Here is a 14,218-nt window from a genome sequence, read left to right on the forward strand (position 1 = left end):
GAATTTAATTAGTTTGCGATATATCGCAATATCAGGTGAATACTATAGTACGCGAATTTAACTTTTAAAGCATCGCGCATTGGTAGATTTAACGGAACAAGAGTGCCTTTACAGATAGATACGCCAGTAATATCTGAAAATATCAGGCTTGATTCGATTATAAATTGCAACGATATTTCAAAAATCTCATTATTGTCTCAGTATATACTAAATGAATTCAATCTTTAACAGCACCTTTTAGAAAATCAGAACATACTATTGTTAAATACAGCATGGTAAAATCATTTGATAATTCGATTATATAGCGAAAATATCAATAATTGATCCAGGCGCTGGGCTTCCCACAAAACTGATCCAAACAGCGCAAAAACAACCTCAGATTTTATCATTTTTGCAACTCACAGGATAGGCCTCGGACATCAGCGCGACGAGTCCGGCGCGCTCCGGCCAGATGCTGCCGTGCGTCTCATTCCATGCGAGTTGCTGTCGCCTTCGCAAGGATAGCCGCAGCCGCCTTCGAGCACGATCGTGTCAGGTGGGATCGTCAGAGCGATCCCACCTAAGGCGATCCAACTCTAGGCGCGGTTCGAACCGGTCTCCGGCGCGGTCTTCGCAACGTACACGATGAAGTCGGAGCGGGGCGCATAGCTGTCGTAGAGCTGCCGGCCGGCGTAGTTGAACTCCTGAGTCAACCAGCGGACCAGCGGCCAGCCCCTCTGCCGCGATGCCTCCAGAGTCGCGTCGATCAAGGCCCGCCCGATGCCGCGGCCGCGCACCGTCGGGTCGGTAAAGAGATCCGAGAGGTAACCGACCTCGTTGGCGCCGAGGGTGCGCGCCATGGGCTGATAGTGAGCCAACCCCACGATCCGACCCTCCAGCTCCGCCACCAGACCCTCCACCTCGTGGGTCGGATCGAACAGCCAGCCCCAGACCCGCTCCACGACGGCGTCGTCGAGCGGCACGTCGTAGAAGGTCATGTAGCCGCGAAACAGCTCCGCCCAGCTTTCCTTGTCGGCTGGGACCGGCGGGCGGCACAGAATATCGGTCATGGCGGCTGGCGTCCTTTTCACCTTGCTTATGTCGTCTCTTTCAGTCCGGCGTTTCCGCTGCGGCGTCGCGCAGCCTGCGCGCCTTCAGTCCCGGCACGATCAGCACCAGCGCAACGGCGGAGACCACGAGCGCCAACGCCAGGAACTTCTGCAGCGCGGCCGGCTCGCCCAGCAACAGAATGGCGCTGATGACACCGACGACCGGGATCATCAAAGTCCCGATCGCGGCAACGGAGGCCGGCAGGCTGGCGACCAGCGTCACCCAGGCATAGTGGCACCAGACCATCGGGAAGAGGACATGGTAGGCGAAGACGGCCAGCACCTGCGCGGAGGGGAAGGGCAGCGTCCAAGGCTGTTCGATCAGCGCGGCGCCCAGCACCGCCGGCGGCGCGGAGATCGCCACCATCCAGCCGGCGAGGGCCAGCGGCGGCAAGGACCAGGTCCGCCGCTTGAGCAATACGGTGCCGATCGCCCAGGACAGCGCGGCCCCAAGCATCAGAAAGGAGCCGAGCGGCGAGCGGGTAACGTCCAGCAAATCCTCACCCAGCAGCAAGGCCAGTCCGGCCATGCCGAGCAGCAGTGCGCCGGCCCGTTCCCACGTCAGCCTGTCGCCGAGAAAGGCGACGGACAGCAGAGTCGCCCAGACCGGCATGGTGAAGGCAATGATGGCTGCCCGGGAGGTTTCGGTATTGAGCTGGCCGAAGGCCGCCAGGACGTTGAAGCCGAAGACGGACAGCAGCGCGACCAGAATCAACGCTCCCCACTCGCCCGGCTCCGGCCGCAGCCGCTCGCCCCGCAGGCGGGCCAGCCCCAGCAGAACGGCCGCGCCCGCCACAAAGGCCAGCATGCGGATCGTGAAGGGCGGAACCTCCGTCAGGATGATCCGGACCGCCGGCCAATTCAGCCCCCAGAAGAGGCCGATCGAGGCCAACAGCGCCAGTTCCCTCCATCCGATATGGCCGCGAACCATGGCCGTCATGCAGATCTCTCCGGTGACAACGTGAGTTTGGGAGATCTAGCCTGCCGCAGATGAGTCGTCTGCGCCCTGCCCTTTCGGAAGATCTGCCCCGCGTCCGCGCGATCGTCGAGGCGGCTTACAGCCCCTATCTGGTCCGCATGGGCCAGCCGCCGCAGCCCATGCTCGACGACTACGCGGCCCGCCTGGCGGCGGGGGAACTCCAGGTGCTGGAGGAGGACGGCCGTGTGATCGGCCTGCTGGTGCTGCTGGCGCGCCCCGACAGCCTGCTGATCCACAACGTGGCTGTCGACCCGGCTGCCAAGGGCAAGGGCCACGGCCGAACCCTGATGATCGCGGCCGAAGCGGCGGCGCGGGACCGTGGCTACCGGCGCCTGACCCTCTACACCCACATCACCATGACCGAGAACCAGGCGATCTACCGCCACTACGGCTGGCGGGAGGAAGCACGCATCGAGGAAGGTGGCTTCCAGCGCATCTACTTCGCCAAGGACCTGCCGAGCCTGGATCACGAAACGGGACAGGATCCGAAAGGTTGACGCGGCCCGGAAGGCTGACGCGGCCCGATCACCGCGCCGCCTCGAAGCCCTTCAGAAAGCTGACCAGATTGTCTCCTAATTCCGGGGCCAGATAGCCGCCCTCCTGGATCAGGGCCGTGGGCAGACCCAGCTCCGCGATGGCGCCGCCGATCTGCGCGAAGCCGGGCGTCGTGATGGCCAGGCCCCTGAGGGGGTCGCCCTCGTAAGCATCCAGGCCCAGGGCCACAACCAGGGCGCCCGGCGAGAAGGCGCGCAGGGCCGCGAGCGCCGACTGCAGCGCGACCAGCCAGTCGGCGTCTCCCGTTCCCAACGGCAGAGGAAGGTTGAGGTTGTAGCCTTCGCCGTCCCCCTCGCCCCGTTCGGCGGCGTGTCCCCAGAAGAAGGGGTAGAAGTTCAGCGGATCGGCGTGCAGCGAGATCGTCAGCACATCGTTGCGGCGCCAGAAGATGCCCTGGGTGCCGTTGCCGTGATGCACGTCGACGTCGAGGATCGCGACCCGCTCGTGAGCTTGGCGAAGGTGCTGCGCCGCGATGGCCGCGTTGTTGAGAAAGCAGAAGCCGCCGGCCATGTCGGCGTAGGCGTGATGGCCGGGCGGACGGCAGAGGCCGTAGACGTGATCGCCGCCGTCGAGCAGATACTCCGCCGCCGTCACGGCCACATCCGCCGCGCCGCAAGCGGCATCAAAGGTTCCGGCGCCGATCGGACAGGCGGTATCGGCCATGTGCCAGCCCGCCCGCCCGACGATCGACTGGGGATAGGTCGGCGGGTAGCGGCTGGGATGAATGTTCGCCAGAATCTCCTCGGAAGCGTTGCCCAACGTCTGCCACTCCCGATGCGCGACCTCCAGGAAGCGAAGATACTCCGGTGTGTGCACCGCCGCGCGCGGCGCCGGGCCGAAGCTCTCCATGGGTACGACCTCGTGCCCAGCGCCCTCTGCCGCGGCCAGCAGACGCTCGGCCCGTTCGGGCTGCTCGGCGCTGGGCCGGGACCGGCCGTGCACCATGAAGAACTGTGGCTCGTGCAACTTGTGTCTGTCCGTCTGGACGATCTTCATATCCCGCTTTCCTCGCTTTCTGACGTGCCGCGCCTTGGCGCAGTCTCGGGGATCTGCTGAGCAGGATCGCGCGTTTGCGGTGCGCCCCGCTCGGCGAAGAAACGCCGAACCTCGCGCCATCCGACCCGAATGTGATGATCGACTTCTGCGTCCAGCCGGGCCGCGTCCCGCGCCGCCAGCGCCTCGATCAGCGGACGGTGAGTTTCTGCGATGCGATTCGGATCGTCGTAGACTTGGCCGATCAGGACGATGATCATCCGGATCTCGCCGGCGATCTCATGAAACAACTTGAACAACTTCCGGTTTCCGGAGGCCTTGCAGAACAGTAGGTGGAAGCGCAGATCCTCCTCGACCAGATCGGCGACCGCGCCGGCCTGGGCCAGGCGGAGCAGCAGATCGAGCTGCGCCTGCAGGCGGTTCAGATCGTCTTCGGTAGCCCGCGCACAGGCCAGCTCGGCAGCGTAACGCTCCAGCGCGATGCGCAGTCCGTAGAGGTCGTCGATCTCCTCCAGCGAGAAGTCCCGCACGAAGAAACCCCGGCGCGGATGTGCGACCAGAAGCCCCCGTTGCTCCAGCCGCCGCGCGGCCTCGCGCACAGGCGCGCGTGAAATCCCGAGCTGCCGGGCGAGCGCCGCTTCGACCAGGCGTTGGCCCGGCACGAGCCGGCCTTCGCAGATCGCGCGCGCCAGCCGGTCCGTGACCTGAGCGACCAGATCGGTCGACTCCAGGGCCTCGAAGGTCGCGACCGCTGCCGTTTCGCCGGACGCGCTCACGACCGGCGTCGCCTCGGCCGGCCCCAGGCTGTGCGAGGGACCGTCCGGGCCGGCGTTCGGCGCTTGGCGCTTTCGGCTCATCTTCTCCCCCTGACTGCGCGCCCTGACTGCGCCTCTTGTCCCGCCCCGTTCACGGTATCTGTCGGCCCGCGCGTCTCAACCCTAGGCAGCCAATTGCCGACTGTCGACAGTTTCACCTTTATCCAATAGCACGGCTTGTGGCACGCTTTATGGAACCTTGGGGGTGCCGACGCACCGGACTTGTGGAGACGAGAGGCAGACATGACCCTGGCATCGACGGCTCATCGCGGCGCGGCGCGCTTTGGCGAGGCGGAGTGGCAGACCCGTGTGGATCTTGCCGCGGCCTACCGGCTCGTTGCCTTCTTCGACATGCACGATTCGATCTACACCCATATCTCGGCGGGCGTCCCCGGCGAGAAGGGGCACTTTCTGATCAATCCCTACGGGCTCTGGTTCGACGAGGTGACCGCTTCCAACCTGGTGAAGATCGATATCGACGGCCAGGTCATCGACGACCCCTCCGGCATCGGCGTCAATCCCGCCGGCTTCACCATCCACTCCGCCGTCCACATGGCCCGGCACGATGCCGGCTGCGTCCTGCACACCCACACGGAAGCGGGCGTCGCCGTCTCCTGCCAAAGCGAGGGCCTGCTGCCGATCAACCAGTGGGCGCTGCAGTACTACGGCAAGGTCGCCTACCACGACTACGAGGCCATCGCCCTGGATCTGGACGAGCGCGAGCGCCTGGTCGCGGACCTGGGCGACAAGCCGGTGATGATCCTGCGCAACCACGGTCTCATGACCGTCGGCCGCTCCGTCTCCGAGGCCTGGAAGCTGATGTTCAACCTGGAGCGCACCTGCAAGGCGCAGCTCCAGCTACAGGCGAGCGGGGCCGCGACCACGCCGGTGCCCGAGGAGGTCTGCGCCAAGACCGTCAAGCAGTACTGGGACTCCTACGACGCCATGGATGCGGGTACGCAGGAAGACATCGAATGGGCCGCTTTCCGGCGCCTGCTCGACCGCAAGACCCCCGGCTACGACAGTTAGAAAAGACTGGTCCCCGGATCACAACCGGGGTCCGTGACAGGGAAGTTTTACTTTGGGACAGGGAGATTTCGTATGTTGAAGCGTTTCTGCAGGCCGGCCGCTTTCGCGGTCGTCCTTGCCGCCGCGACCGCGCTGACGGCCCCGGCAAGCTGGGCGGAGGAGCCCAAGATGGGTGGCGTCATGAACGTCGTGATCCAGCCGGAACCGCCGGGACTGATGCTGGGCGTGACCCAGAACGGCCCGACGCAGATGGTGGCGGGCAACATCTACGAAAGCCTGCTGCGCTACGACACCGACCTGAATCCCGTGCCGAGCCTGGCGACGTCCTGGGAGGTCAACGACGACGGCACGGTCTACACCTTCACCTTGAAGGACGGCGTTACCTGGCACGACGGCGAACCCTTCACCGCCGCCGACGTGGTCTTCTCGGCCGACGTCTTCCTGCGCGAGACTCACCCTCGCCTGCGCGTCTCCCTGGAGCATGTCGAGAGCATCGAGGCGCTGGACGACACCACCGTCCGCTTCACCCTGAAGCAGCCCTTCGGACCCTTCATGGGGATCTTCGAGGTGGGGACCATGCCGATGGTGCCGAAGCACATCTACGAAGGCACCGACTTCAAGAACAACCCGGCCAACAACACCCCGATCGGCACCGGTCCCTTCAAGTTCGAGGAGTGGGAGCGCGGTTCCTACATCCGACTGGTCAAGAACGAGGACTATCACGTCGAGGGGCAGCCCTACCTCGACGAGATCTACTGGCACGTGATCCCCGACGCGGCCAGCCGCTCGGTCGCCTATGAGACCGGCAAGGTCGACGTGTTGCCGGGCGGGTCGGTCGAGAACTTCGACGTTCAGCGCCTGGTCGATCTCGACAACTCCTGCGTCACCGGCAAGGGCTGGGAATACTTCGCGCCCCACGCCTGGCTGTGGGTCAACAACCGCGAGGGCCCGATGGCCGACAAGCGGTTCCGCCAGGCCATCATGTACGCCCTGGATCGCGAGTTCGCGAAGGACGTGATCTGGAACGGCCTGGGCGCCGTGCCCACCGGCCCGGTCAGTTCCAAGACGCGCTTCTACGACGACGACGTGCGTCAGTTCCCGCATGATCCGGAGCAGGCCAAGGCCCTGCTCGAGGAGATGGGCTACGACGGCACCCCGATTCGTCTCCTGCCCCTGCCCTACGGCGAGACCTGGCAGCGCTGGGCCGAGGCCGTGCGGCAGAACCTGCAGGAGGTCGGCATCGAGGTCGAGATGGTCGCGACCGACGTGGCCGGCTGGAACCAGAAGCTGAACGAGTGGGACTACGATCTCGCCTTCACCTACCTCTACCAGTACGGCGATCCGGCCCTCGGCGTGTCGCGGACCTACATCTCCACGAACATCGCCAAAGGCTCGCCCTGGAACAACGTCCAGGGCTATGCCAACGAGGAGGTCGACCGGCTCTTCACCGAAGCAGCCGTGGCCTTCCCGGATGAGGCCCGTCAGTCGCTCTACAGCGAGATGCAGCAGATCCTGGCGGAGGAGGTTCCGGTCGCCTGGCTGCTGGAGATCGAGTTCCCCACGATCTACAGCTGCGACGTGAAGGGTCTCGTCGATACGGCCATCGGCGTCAACGACGGCTTCGTCGACGCCTGGCTGGACCGCTAGTCCGGCCGCAGTCGTCTCCCCCGGCGTCCCCTCTCCCATTCCGGAGAGGGGACGCCGGGGGCGCTCTTCGCGAGTCGGTTGCTCTCCATAGATTCTCGTAAGTCTTCGTCGGGGCGGCGTGCAGAAGCTTTCCTTTATTGCCAAGCGTCTGATCAAAGCGGTCTTCGTGCTGCTCGCGATCGTCGTGCTCAACTTCTTCCTGATCCGCGCCGCACCGGGCGATCCGGCTCAGGTGATGGCGGGCGAGGCCGGGGCGGCGGACGAGATCTTCATCGCGCAGCTGCGCGAGCAGTTCGGGCTGGACCGGCCGCTGCACGAACAGCTTCTGGTCTACGTCGGCGGCATCGTCACGCTGGACATGGGCTACAGCTATCGCCAACAGCAGCCAGTGGCGGAGCTGATCTTCGACCGCCTGCCCGCGACCCTGCTGCTGACCGGCACGGCCTTCGTCGTCTCGATCCTGCTCGGCGTCCTGCTGGGCGCGCTAGCGGCGGCGCGCGTCGGTCAGTGGACCGATTCCTTGATAACCGTGGTGGCGCTGGTCTTCTACGCGACGCCTTTATTCTGGATCGCGCTGATGGCGATCCTGCTCTTCTCCGTTCAATTGGGCTGGCTGCCCGGATTCGGCATGGAATCCGTCGGCGCCGGCCACAGCGGCTTCGACCGCGTGCTCGACGTGCTGCAACACCTGATCCTGCCGGCGACGACACTCGGTCTCTTCTTCATGGCGATCTACGCCCGCCTGACCCGCGCCTCGATGCTGGAAGTGATGGATATGGACTTCGTCAAGACCGCGCGCGCCAAGGGTCTGCCACCGGGCCGCATCACCCGTCTGCACGTGCTGCGCAATGCCATCCTGCCGGTGATCACCCTGGCCGGTATCCAGGCCGGGCAGCTGGTCGGCGGGGCGGTGCTGACGGAGACGGTCTTCGCCTGGCCGGGCATCGGGCGGCTGATGTTCGACGCGCTGCTGCAGCGCGACTACAACCTGCTGCTCGGCGTCTTCTTCGTCTCCTCCGCCATGGTCATTCTGTTCAACCTGGTGACCGACATCATCTACACGCTGGTCGACCCCCGGATTGAACTGAAATGAGCGAACTCCAATGATCGAGCTCCAGTGATCGAACTGCCATGACGTCGACTGCCGCCATACCCGAACGCTCCGCCCGCGCCCAGGCCTTCCGCGATTTCTGGAAGCGCTTCGCGCGCAACAAGGGCGCGCTCGTCGGCGTCTTCATCCTCCTGGCCGTCGTCGTCCTGGCACTCGTGGCTCCCCTGCTCTACCCGCAGAGCCCCTGGGCGATGGTGCAGCGTCCCTTCCTGCCGCCGCTGGGGGCCGAGGGCTTTCTGTTCGGAACCGATACCCTGGGCCGCGACATCGGCGCCGGCCTAGTGCACGGTGCCCGCATCTCGCTGCTGGTCGGCATCGTCTCGACCGTAGTCGCCCTCTCCATCGGCGTCACGCTCGGGGCCTTCGCGGGCTACTACGGGGGCCTGCTGGACGACGCGCTGATGCGCTTCACCGAATTCTTCCAGACCATTCCCAACTTCGCGCTGGCGATCGTGCTGGTGGCGATCTTCCAGCCCTCCATCACCTCCGTCATCGTCGCGATCGGCATCGTCTCCTGGCCGCCGGTCGCCCGTCTGGTGCGTGGCGAGTTCCTGTCGCTCAGGAACCGCGAGTTCGTCCAGGCCTCGGTCGTGCTGGGTCAATCCAACCTGCAGATCATCACGCGCCAGATCCTGCCGAACACCCTCTCGCCGGTGATCGTGATGGCGTCGCTGATGATCGCCCAGGCGATCCTGCTGGAGTCCTCGCTCTCCTTCCTCGGTCTGGGCGATCCCAACACCATGTCCTGGGGTTACATGATCGGCGCGGCCCGCACGGTGATCCGACAGGCCTGGTGGATGTCCTTCTTCCCCGGCATCGCGATCCTGCTGACGGTGCTCGCGCTGAACCTCGTCGGCGAGGGTCTGAACGACGCCCTCAATCCGCGCCTCGCGCGGAAGGGCCGCTAGCATGAGCGACGCTGGCACCATGACGGAAACCACGGGAGAGACGCCGCTGCTGCAGGTCGAGCGCCTCTCCATCTCGCTGCCGCCCGGTGCCGACCGGGAGCTGGCGGTGGAGGAGATCACCTTCGATCTGGCACGCAACGAGATCCTCTGCGTCGTCGGCGAGTCCGGCTCCGGCAAGTCCATGAGCGCCAACGCCATCATGGGCCTCTTGCCGAGACCCCACGTCCAGCCGGTGGCCGGTTCGATCCGCTTCGAAGGCCGCGACCTGCTGCAACTGAGCGAGACGCAGCTACGTGACCTGCGCGGCAGTCGCATCGGCATGATCTTTCAGGAGCCGATGACGGCCCTGAATCCCCTGATGCGGATCGGCGAGCAGATTTCGGAGGTCTTCGACGCCCACGGTCTGCTGACCAAACGCGAGCGCAAGGCCAGGGTGGTCGAGCTGCTGCGCGAAGTCGGCCTGCCCGACCCGGAAACTCTGGGCGAGTCTTATCCCTTCCGCTTGTCCGGCGGGCAGCGCCAGCGCGTGATGATCGCCATGGCCCTGGCGCTGGGGCCGGCGATCCTGATCGCCGACGAACCCACCACCGCGCTGGACGTCACCACCCAGGCCCAGATCCTGCAGCTCATCAAGTCGCTGCAAGCCCGCCACCACATGGCGGTGATGTTCATCACCCACGACTTCGGCGTGGTGGCGGAGATCGCCGACCGCGTGGCGGTCATGCAGTTCGGCCGGATCGTGGAGATGGGATCGGCCGAGCAGGTGCTGAACGCTCCCAAGCACGACTACACCCGCCGCCTGATCGCCGCCGTGCCGCAGTTCGAGCCACCGGAGCGCCCGGGCCTCAAGGGACCGCCGCTGCTCTCGGTCCGCAGTCTGGAGAAGACCTATGTGACGGAGCGGGGCTTCTTCACCAAGGGTCGGCGGGTCCCGGCGGCGCAGGACATCACCTTCGACATCAGGAAGGGAGAGACCCTCGGCCTCGTCGGGGAGTCCGGCTCCGGTAAGTCCACGGTGGGTCGCTGCATCGTGCGTCTGCTCGACAGCGACAGCGGCGAGATCCGCTTCGGCGACGTCGACCTCGCCAGCCTGAAAGGCAAGGCGCTGCGGCCGCATCGTCGGCACGTGCAGATGATCTTTCAGGATCCCTACGCCTCTCTGAACCCGCGCAGCAAGATCGGCACCATCATCGCCGAGGGGCCGATGGCCCACGGCGCCGACCGCGCCACCGCCGTGGCGCGCGCCCAGGAACTGCTGGGGCTGGTCGGCCTGGACGCCTCCGCCGCCGAGCGCTTCCCCCATGAGTTCTCGGGCGGTCAGCGCCAACGCATCGGCATCGCCCGGGCCCTCGCGCTCGACCCGGAACTGCTGGTCGCGGACGAGCCGGTCTCCGCCCTCGACGTCTCGATCCAGGCCCAGGTGCTGGAGCTGCTGGCCGAGATCAAGCAGCGGCTGCAGCTCTCCATGCTCTTCATCACCCACGACCTGCGCGTGGCCGCCCAGATTTGCGACAACATCGCCGTCATGCAGTTGGGCTGCATCGTCGAGTACGGACCGACCCGCAAGGTCTTCAACGATCCGCAGCACAGCTACACCCAGGAACTGCTCTCCGCCGTGCCCGGCAAGCACTGGAGCATCCCCGATGTCTCGCCGGAGGGCCAAGCCCGGGCCGCCGGCTCGTGAGCGCGCTCGATCCGGCTCTGGCAGGAGATAGTCTCGCCGCCGTCGAGCGAGCCACCGGCACCATCGCCCTCTTCATCGCCGAGTGGTGCGGCCTGGAACGGGCGTAGGAATGAGACAGCTTTCGGCCAAGCCGCGCTTGCTGGTCGGCCAGCTCTGGCAGGAATCCCATTCCTTCAATCCCCTGCCGACCACCGCCGCCGACTTCACCGTCGAGCGCGGCGGTGCGTTGGTCGCAGCCAACCGGAACGCCGGATCGGCGCTGGGCGGTATCCTGCGAGCCGGCGAGGCAGCTGGCGTCGAGTGGCTGCCCGCCATCGCGGCGCGGGCGCGACCAGGCGGCCCGGTGGAGGAGGAGGTTTTCGCCGAACTGCTGGAGGCCTTCCTGGCGGTCGAGGCGCCCGATGCCGTCTGCCTGGACTTGCACGGGGCGATGCTGTCGGGCAAGAGAGCCGACTGCGAGGGCGATCTGCTCACCGCGTTGCGCGCCAAGCTCGGCCCAGACGTAGTGATCGCCGCAGCGCTCGATCTTCATGCCCAGGTCACGCCGGCCATGGTCGCGGCGGCGGACATCCTGATCGCCTACAAGACCAATCCCCATGCCGACATGGTCGAGACCGGCGCCAAGGCCTTCGCGTTGCTACAGGAGGTGATGGACGGCCGCCTGCGCCCTCTCCGCAGCCTGGCGCGGCTGCCCTTTCTGACGCGCGGCAACGACGAGACGGACGGCGGACCGCTGGCGGAATTGCAGGGCGAGGCGCGCGCGCTTTGCGACGCGCGGGCCGAGCTGCGAGACATCTCCATCTGCAACGTCAATCCCTTCGTGGACGTCCCCGAGGCCGGCCAGACAGTCCTGGTGACAACCGACGGCGACGCAACCACGGCCGAGGAGATTGCCGAGCGGCTGGCGCGCCGGCTCTGGGATCTGCGCGACGACTTCGTCCAGGAGTTGCCCTCGATGGACCTGGCCTTGACGCGCGTGCGGGACGCTCCGGAGCAACGTCCCTTCGTGCTGGGCGATCAGGGGGATCGCGTCCTGGCCGGCGCGCCGGGCGACGCCACGGCACTGGCGCGCCTGCTGCTTCGATCTTTTCCGGAGCTGCGCGTGGCACTGCCGCTGTATGACCCCGACGCCGTTCGGAACTGCGGAGCGGCAGGACTTGGCGAAGAGGTGACGCTCACCCTGGGCGGAGGGATCACGCCCGGCCAGACGGCTCTTCAGGTGACGGGCCGGGTGCTGCGGCTCGGCGATGGACGATTTCTCCATAGCGGCAGCTACATGACCGGCGTGCCGGTGGACCTGGGCGCGACCGCAGTCCTGCAGGTCGGCAAGCTCTCGCTGCTGCTGACCACGAAGGCGCCCTTCGTTCAGGACCCGGCCGCCTACGAAAGCCACGGTCTGCGGCTGAGCGACCTGGACGCCGTCGTCGCCAAGTCCGGCAATCACTTCAAGCTGGCGTTCGCCGGCCAGGCGCGGCCGCTCGTGGTCGACACACCCGGTCTCAGCCGGTTTCGGCCGAGCGACTTCCCCTTCAGCCGCGCGCGGCCGATCCATCCGCTCGATCCCATCGACCTGTCGGCCCTGCCGATTCAGACCTTCGGAGGTTCCGTATGAAAGGCGTCCTGGTCAGCGCAACCTTGACGTTGGACACCCTCTTCCGCGCCGCCTTCACGGCGGAGGATCCCTCGGTCGAACTGCTGTTGCCGGAGGAGGTTGACGATCCCGCCGCCATCGATTTCGCCCTCGCCTGGCGGCCCCAGCCCGGCGTCCTGAAGCGCTATCCCAATCTGAAGGTGATCTGCTCCATCGCGGCGGGGGTGGACAACATCCTGGCCGACCCGGAGCTGCCCGACGTGCCCGTCGTGCGTATGGTCGATCCCAAGCAGTCCGAGGCCATGGCGCTCTTCGTCATCTGGCACGTGCTCTGGTACCAGCGCCGCTTCGACCTCTATCTGGAACAGCAGGCGGCGCGTGTCTGGCAGCGTCAGCCCCAGCGCGGCGCCGCCGAGACGACGGTCGCCGTCCTGGGACTGGGGCGCATGGGCTCGGTCGTCGCACGGCGTCTGGCCGGTCTCGGCTATCCGACCCTGGGCTGGGCGCGCAGCCCCAGAGCGATCGAAGGCGTTGAGGTCCTAAGCGGCGCGGAGGGACTGAAGCAGCTGCTGGCACGCACCGACGCTCTCATCAACTTGCTGCCTCTGACGGCCCAGACACGCGGCCTTCTGGATGCTTCCTTTTTCGCGCGCATGAAACCGGGGGCCTATCTGATTCAAATGGGACGGGGACCTCACCTGGTGGAAAACGACCTGCGCGCGGCCATCGACAGCGGTCACCTGACCGGCGCCTCGCTCGACGTTTTCGAGCAGGAGCCGCTGCCGCCGGACCACGACTTCTGGGCGCATCCTCGCATTCTGGTGACGCCCCATTGCGCCAGCGACGCGACCGCTGATCTGGTCGCCGTGCAGACCCTCGCCGCGGCCCGCGCGGCGGTCGCCGGTGCCGAGATTCCCAATGTGGTGGACAGGGCTGCCGGCTACTGAGGCGGCCTTGGCAGCCTACCGCCGCTCGAACGCCAGCTTCGCCGCGAGACTGAAGAACACGAAGCTCGTGAAGTACCGCAGGATCCGCGCGACCACGGCGTTGCGCGCGAGAAAGCGGCCGATCCCGCCGGCAAAGACTCCGACCAGTCCGTTGATCGCAGTTCCGCCGATATTGAGGATCGCGCCGAAGATCAGGAACTGCAGTAGCACCGACCCCCGCGCGGGATCGACGAACTGCGGCACCAGCGCCAAAATGAAAAGGGCGACCTTCGGATTGAGCAGGCAGACGAAGATGCCGTTACGCCAAGCCGACAGAGCGCTGGAGCGCTGAGCCTCGGTCGGCTCGAGTGCGCCGGCCGGCTCTCGCAGACTGCCGAGCGCAAGCCAGAGAAGATAGGCGACACCGGCCCAACGCACCGCCTCGAAAGCCAGAGGGTGGGCGGCGATCAAGGCGGCGAGCCCAAGACCTGCCGCCAGCGCGTGCAGGAAGGATCCCGTCGCGATCCCCAGGGAGGCGGCGAAGCCGGCCTTCGGCCCCGACTTAATGCCCTGTCCGAGACAGAACAGCATGTCCGCGCCGGGCGTCAGGTTCAGCGCGAGCGCGATGGGGATGAAGATCAGAAGAGTCTGACTGTCGATCGGCATGCCTCGCCTCCCTTGACCCCGCGCCAGCCGCAGCCCCCTTCGACAAGCTCAGGGTGAAGAGGAAGGGGCCGACAAGCTCAGGGTGAAGAGGAAGCGGGGCGGAAACGCTCCGCCTAAACTCCCCCCGCCTTCATGCTGAGCCTGTCGAAGCACGAAGGCAGCCGGCGGAAGCCGGCTCCCCCTTTCCGACGAGCGACCCGTCCCGTCTTCGGCCTCACTATTAGGT

At 66.0% G+C, this 14,218-nt stretch carries 13 protein-coding genes; 8 read left to right on the forward strand and 5 right to left on the reverse strand.

Annotated elements, in window-relative coordinates; translation table 11 throughout:
- Positions 1-575: 575 nt before the first annotated feature.
- Positions 576-1,049 (reverse strand): GNAT family N-acetyltransferase, encoded by a 474-nt coding sequence (locus ACO054_RS14250; protein ID WP_421707252.1) that lies wholly within the window; start codon positions 1,047-1,049, stop codon positions 576-578.
- Positions 1,050-1,089: 40 nt separating this feature from the next.
- Positions 1,090-2,028 carry a DMT family transporter gene (locus ACO054_RS14255; RefSeq protein ID WP_421707253.1) on the reverse strand — a complete coding sequence of 313 codons (939 nt, stop codon included), beginning with the start codon at positions 2,026-2,028 and terminating at the stop codon, positions 1,090-1,092.
- 50 nt (positions 2,029-2,078) lie between these two features.
- Here ACO054_RS14255 and ACO054_RS14260 point away from each other — a divergent pair, with 50 nt between their 5' ends.
- Entirely contained in the window at positions 2,079-2,564 is a 486-nt protein-coding gene (locus ACO054_RS14260; protein ID WP_421707254.1) for a GNAT family N-acetyltransferase, read from the forward strand.
- Positions 2,565-2,592: 28 nt separating this feature from the next.
- On the opposite strand, the gene ACO054_RS14265 is transcribed toward ACO054_RS14260, so the two are convergent.
- Both ACO054_RS14265 and ACO054_RS14270 read right to left on the reverse strand, forming a co-directional pair.
- Entirely contained in the window at positions 2,593-3,618 is a 1,026-nt protein-coding gene (locus tag ACO054_RS14265; RefSeq protein ID WP_421707255.1) for a histone deacetylase family protein, read from the reverse strand.
- Complete coding sequence (locus ACO054_RS14270; RefSeq protein WP_421707256.1) at positions 3,615-4,472, reverse strand: GntR family transcriptional regulator; 858 nt, start codon at positions 4,470-4,472, stop codon at positions 3,615-3,617. The genes ACO054_RS14265 and ACO054_RS14270 overlap by 4 nt, the downstream gene beginning before the upstream one ends.
- Positions 4,473-4,673: 201 nt before the next feature.
- Between ACO054_RS14270 and ACO054_RS14275 the strand changes: the two genes are divergently transcribed.
- The 7 genes from ACO054_RS14275 to ACO054_RS14305 all read left to right on the forward strand — a co-directional run bounded on the left by ACO054_RS14275 (position 4,674) and on the right by ACO054_RS14305 (position 13,347).
- The gene (locus tag ACO054_RS14275; RefSeq protein WP_421707257.1) at positions 4,674-5,459 is read left to right on the forward strand and encodes a class II aldolase/adducin family protein; all 786 of its coding nucleotides are present in this window, start codon (positions 4,674-4,676) and stop codon (positions 5,457-5,459) included.
- A gap of 72 nt (positions 5,460-5,531) precedes the next feature.
- Positions 5,532-7,106 (forward strand): ABC transporter substrate-binding protein, encoded by a 1,575-nt coding sequence (locus ACO054_RS14280; protein WP_421707258.1) that lies wholly within the window; start codon positions 5,532-5,534, stop codon positions 7,104-7,106.
- 118 nt (positions 7,107-7,224) lie between these two features.
- Positions 7,225-8,199 (forward strand): ABC transporter permease, encoded by a 975-nt coding sequence (locus ACO054_RS14285; RefSeq protein ID WP_421707259.1) that lies wholly within the window; start codon positions 7,225-7,227, stop codon positions 8,197-8,199.
- A 38-nt stretch (positions 8,200-8,237) separates the two neighbouring features.
- Complete coding sequence (locus ACO054_RS14290) at positions 8,238-9,125, forward strand: ABC transporter permease (protein ID WP_421707260.1); 888 nt, start codon at positions 8,238-8,240, stop codon at positions 9,123-9,125.
- A gap of 1 nt (position 9,126) precedes the next feature.
- Entirely contained in the window at positions 9,127-10,809 is a 1,683-nt protein-coding gene (locus ACO054_RS14295) for an ABC transporter ATP-binding protein (protein ID WP_421707261.1), read from the forward strand.
- A 109-nt stretch (positions 10,810-10,918) separates the two neighbouring features.
- Positions 10,919-12,421 (forward strand): M81 family metallopeptidase, encoded by a 1,503-nt coding sequence (locus ACO054_RS14300; RefSeq protein ID WP_421707262.1) that lies wholly within the window; start codon positions 10,919-10,921, stop codon positions 12,419-12,421.
- Complete coding sequence (locus ACO054_RS14305) at positions 12,418-13,347, forward strand: 2-hydroxyacid dehydrogenase (RefSeq protein WP_421707263.1); 930 nt, start codon at positions 12,418-12,420, stop codon at positions 13,345-13,347. The genes ACO054_RS14300 and ACO054_RS14305 overlap by 4 nt, the downstream gene beginning before the upstream one ends.
- 15 nt (positions 13,348-13,362) lie before the next feature.
- On the opposite strand, the gene ACO054_RS14310 is transcribed toward ACO054_RS14305, so the two are convergent.
- A complete protein-coding gene (locus ACO054_RS14310; RefSeq protein WP_421707264.1) occupies positions 13,363-13,992 on the reverse strand; it encodes a LysE family translocator in 630 nt (209 codons plus the stop codon).
- Positions 13,993-14,218 lie beyond the last annotated feature (226 nt).

It is taken from the genome of Algihabitans sp. (assembly GCF_965226985.1).
Lineage (GTDB): Bacteria > Pseudomonadota > Alphaproteobacteria > Kiloniellales > DSM-21159 > Algihabitans.

Bases quoted from the DNA above. Each gene is read 5' to 3' on its own strand.
- ACO054_RS14250 (WP_421707252.1), bottom strand. From the start codon at position 1,049: ATGACCGATATTCTGTGCCGCCCGCCGGTCCCAGCCGACAAGGAAAGC.
- ACO054_RS14255 (WP_421707253.1), bottom strand. From the start codon at position 2,028: ATGACGGCCATGGTTCGCGGCCATATCGGATGGAGGGAACTGGCGCTG.
- ACO054_RS14260 (WP_421707254.1), top strand. From the start codon at position 2,079: ATGAGTCGTCTGCGCCCTGCCCTTTCGGAAGATCTGCCCCGCGTCCGC.
- ACO054_RS14265 (WP_421707255.1), bottom strand. From the start codon at position 3,618: ATGAAGATCGTCCAGACGGACAGACACAAGTTGCACGAGCCACAGTTC.
- ACO054_RS14270 (WP_421707256.1), bottom strand. From the start codon at position 4,472: ATGAGCCGAAAGCGCCAAGCGCCGAACGCCGGCCCGGACGGTCCCTCG.
- ACO054_RS14275 (WP_421707257.1), top strand. From the start codon at position 4,674: ATGACCCTGGCATCGACGGCTCATCGCGGCGCGGCGCGCTTTGGCGAG.
- ACO054_RS14280 (WP_421707258.1), top strand. From the start codon at position 5,532: ATGTTGAAGCGTTTCTGCAGGCCGGCCGCTTTCGCGGTCGTCCTTGCC.
- ACO054_RS14290 (WP_421707260.1), top strand. From the start codon at position 8,238: ATGACGTCGACTGCCGCCATACCCGAACGCTCCGCCCGCGCCCAGGCC.
- ACO054_RS14295 (WP_421707261.1), top strand. From the start codon at position 9,127: ATGAGCGACGCTGGCACCATGACGGAAACCACGGGAGAGACGCCGCTG.
- ACO054_RS14300 (WP_421707262.1), top strand. From the start codon at position 10,919: ATGAGACAGCTTTCGGCCAAGCCGCGCTTGCTGGTCGGCCAGCTCTGG.
- ACO054_RS14305 (WP_421707263.1), top strand. From the start codon at position 12,418: ATGAAAGGCGTCCTGGTCAGCGCAACCTTGACGTTGGACACCCTCTTC.
- ACO054_RS14310 (WP_421707264.1), bottom strand. From the start codon at position 13,992: ATGCCGATCGACAGTCAGACTCTTCTGATCTTCATCCCCATCGCGCTC.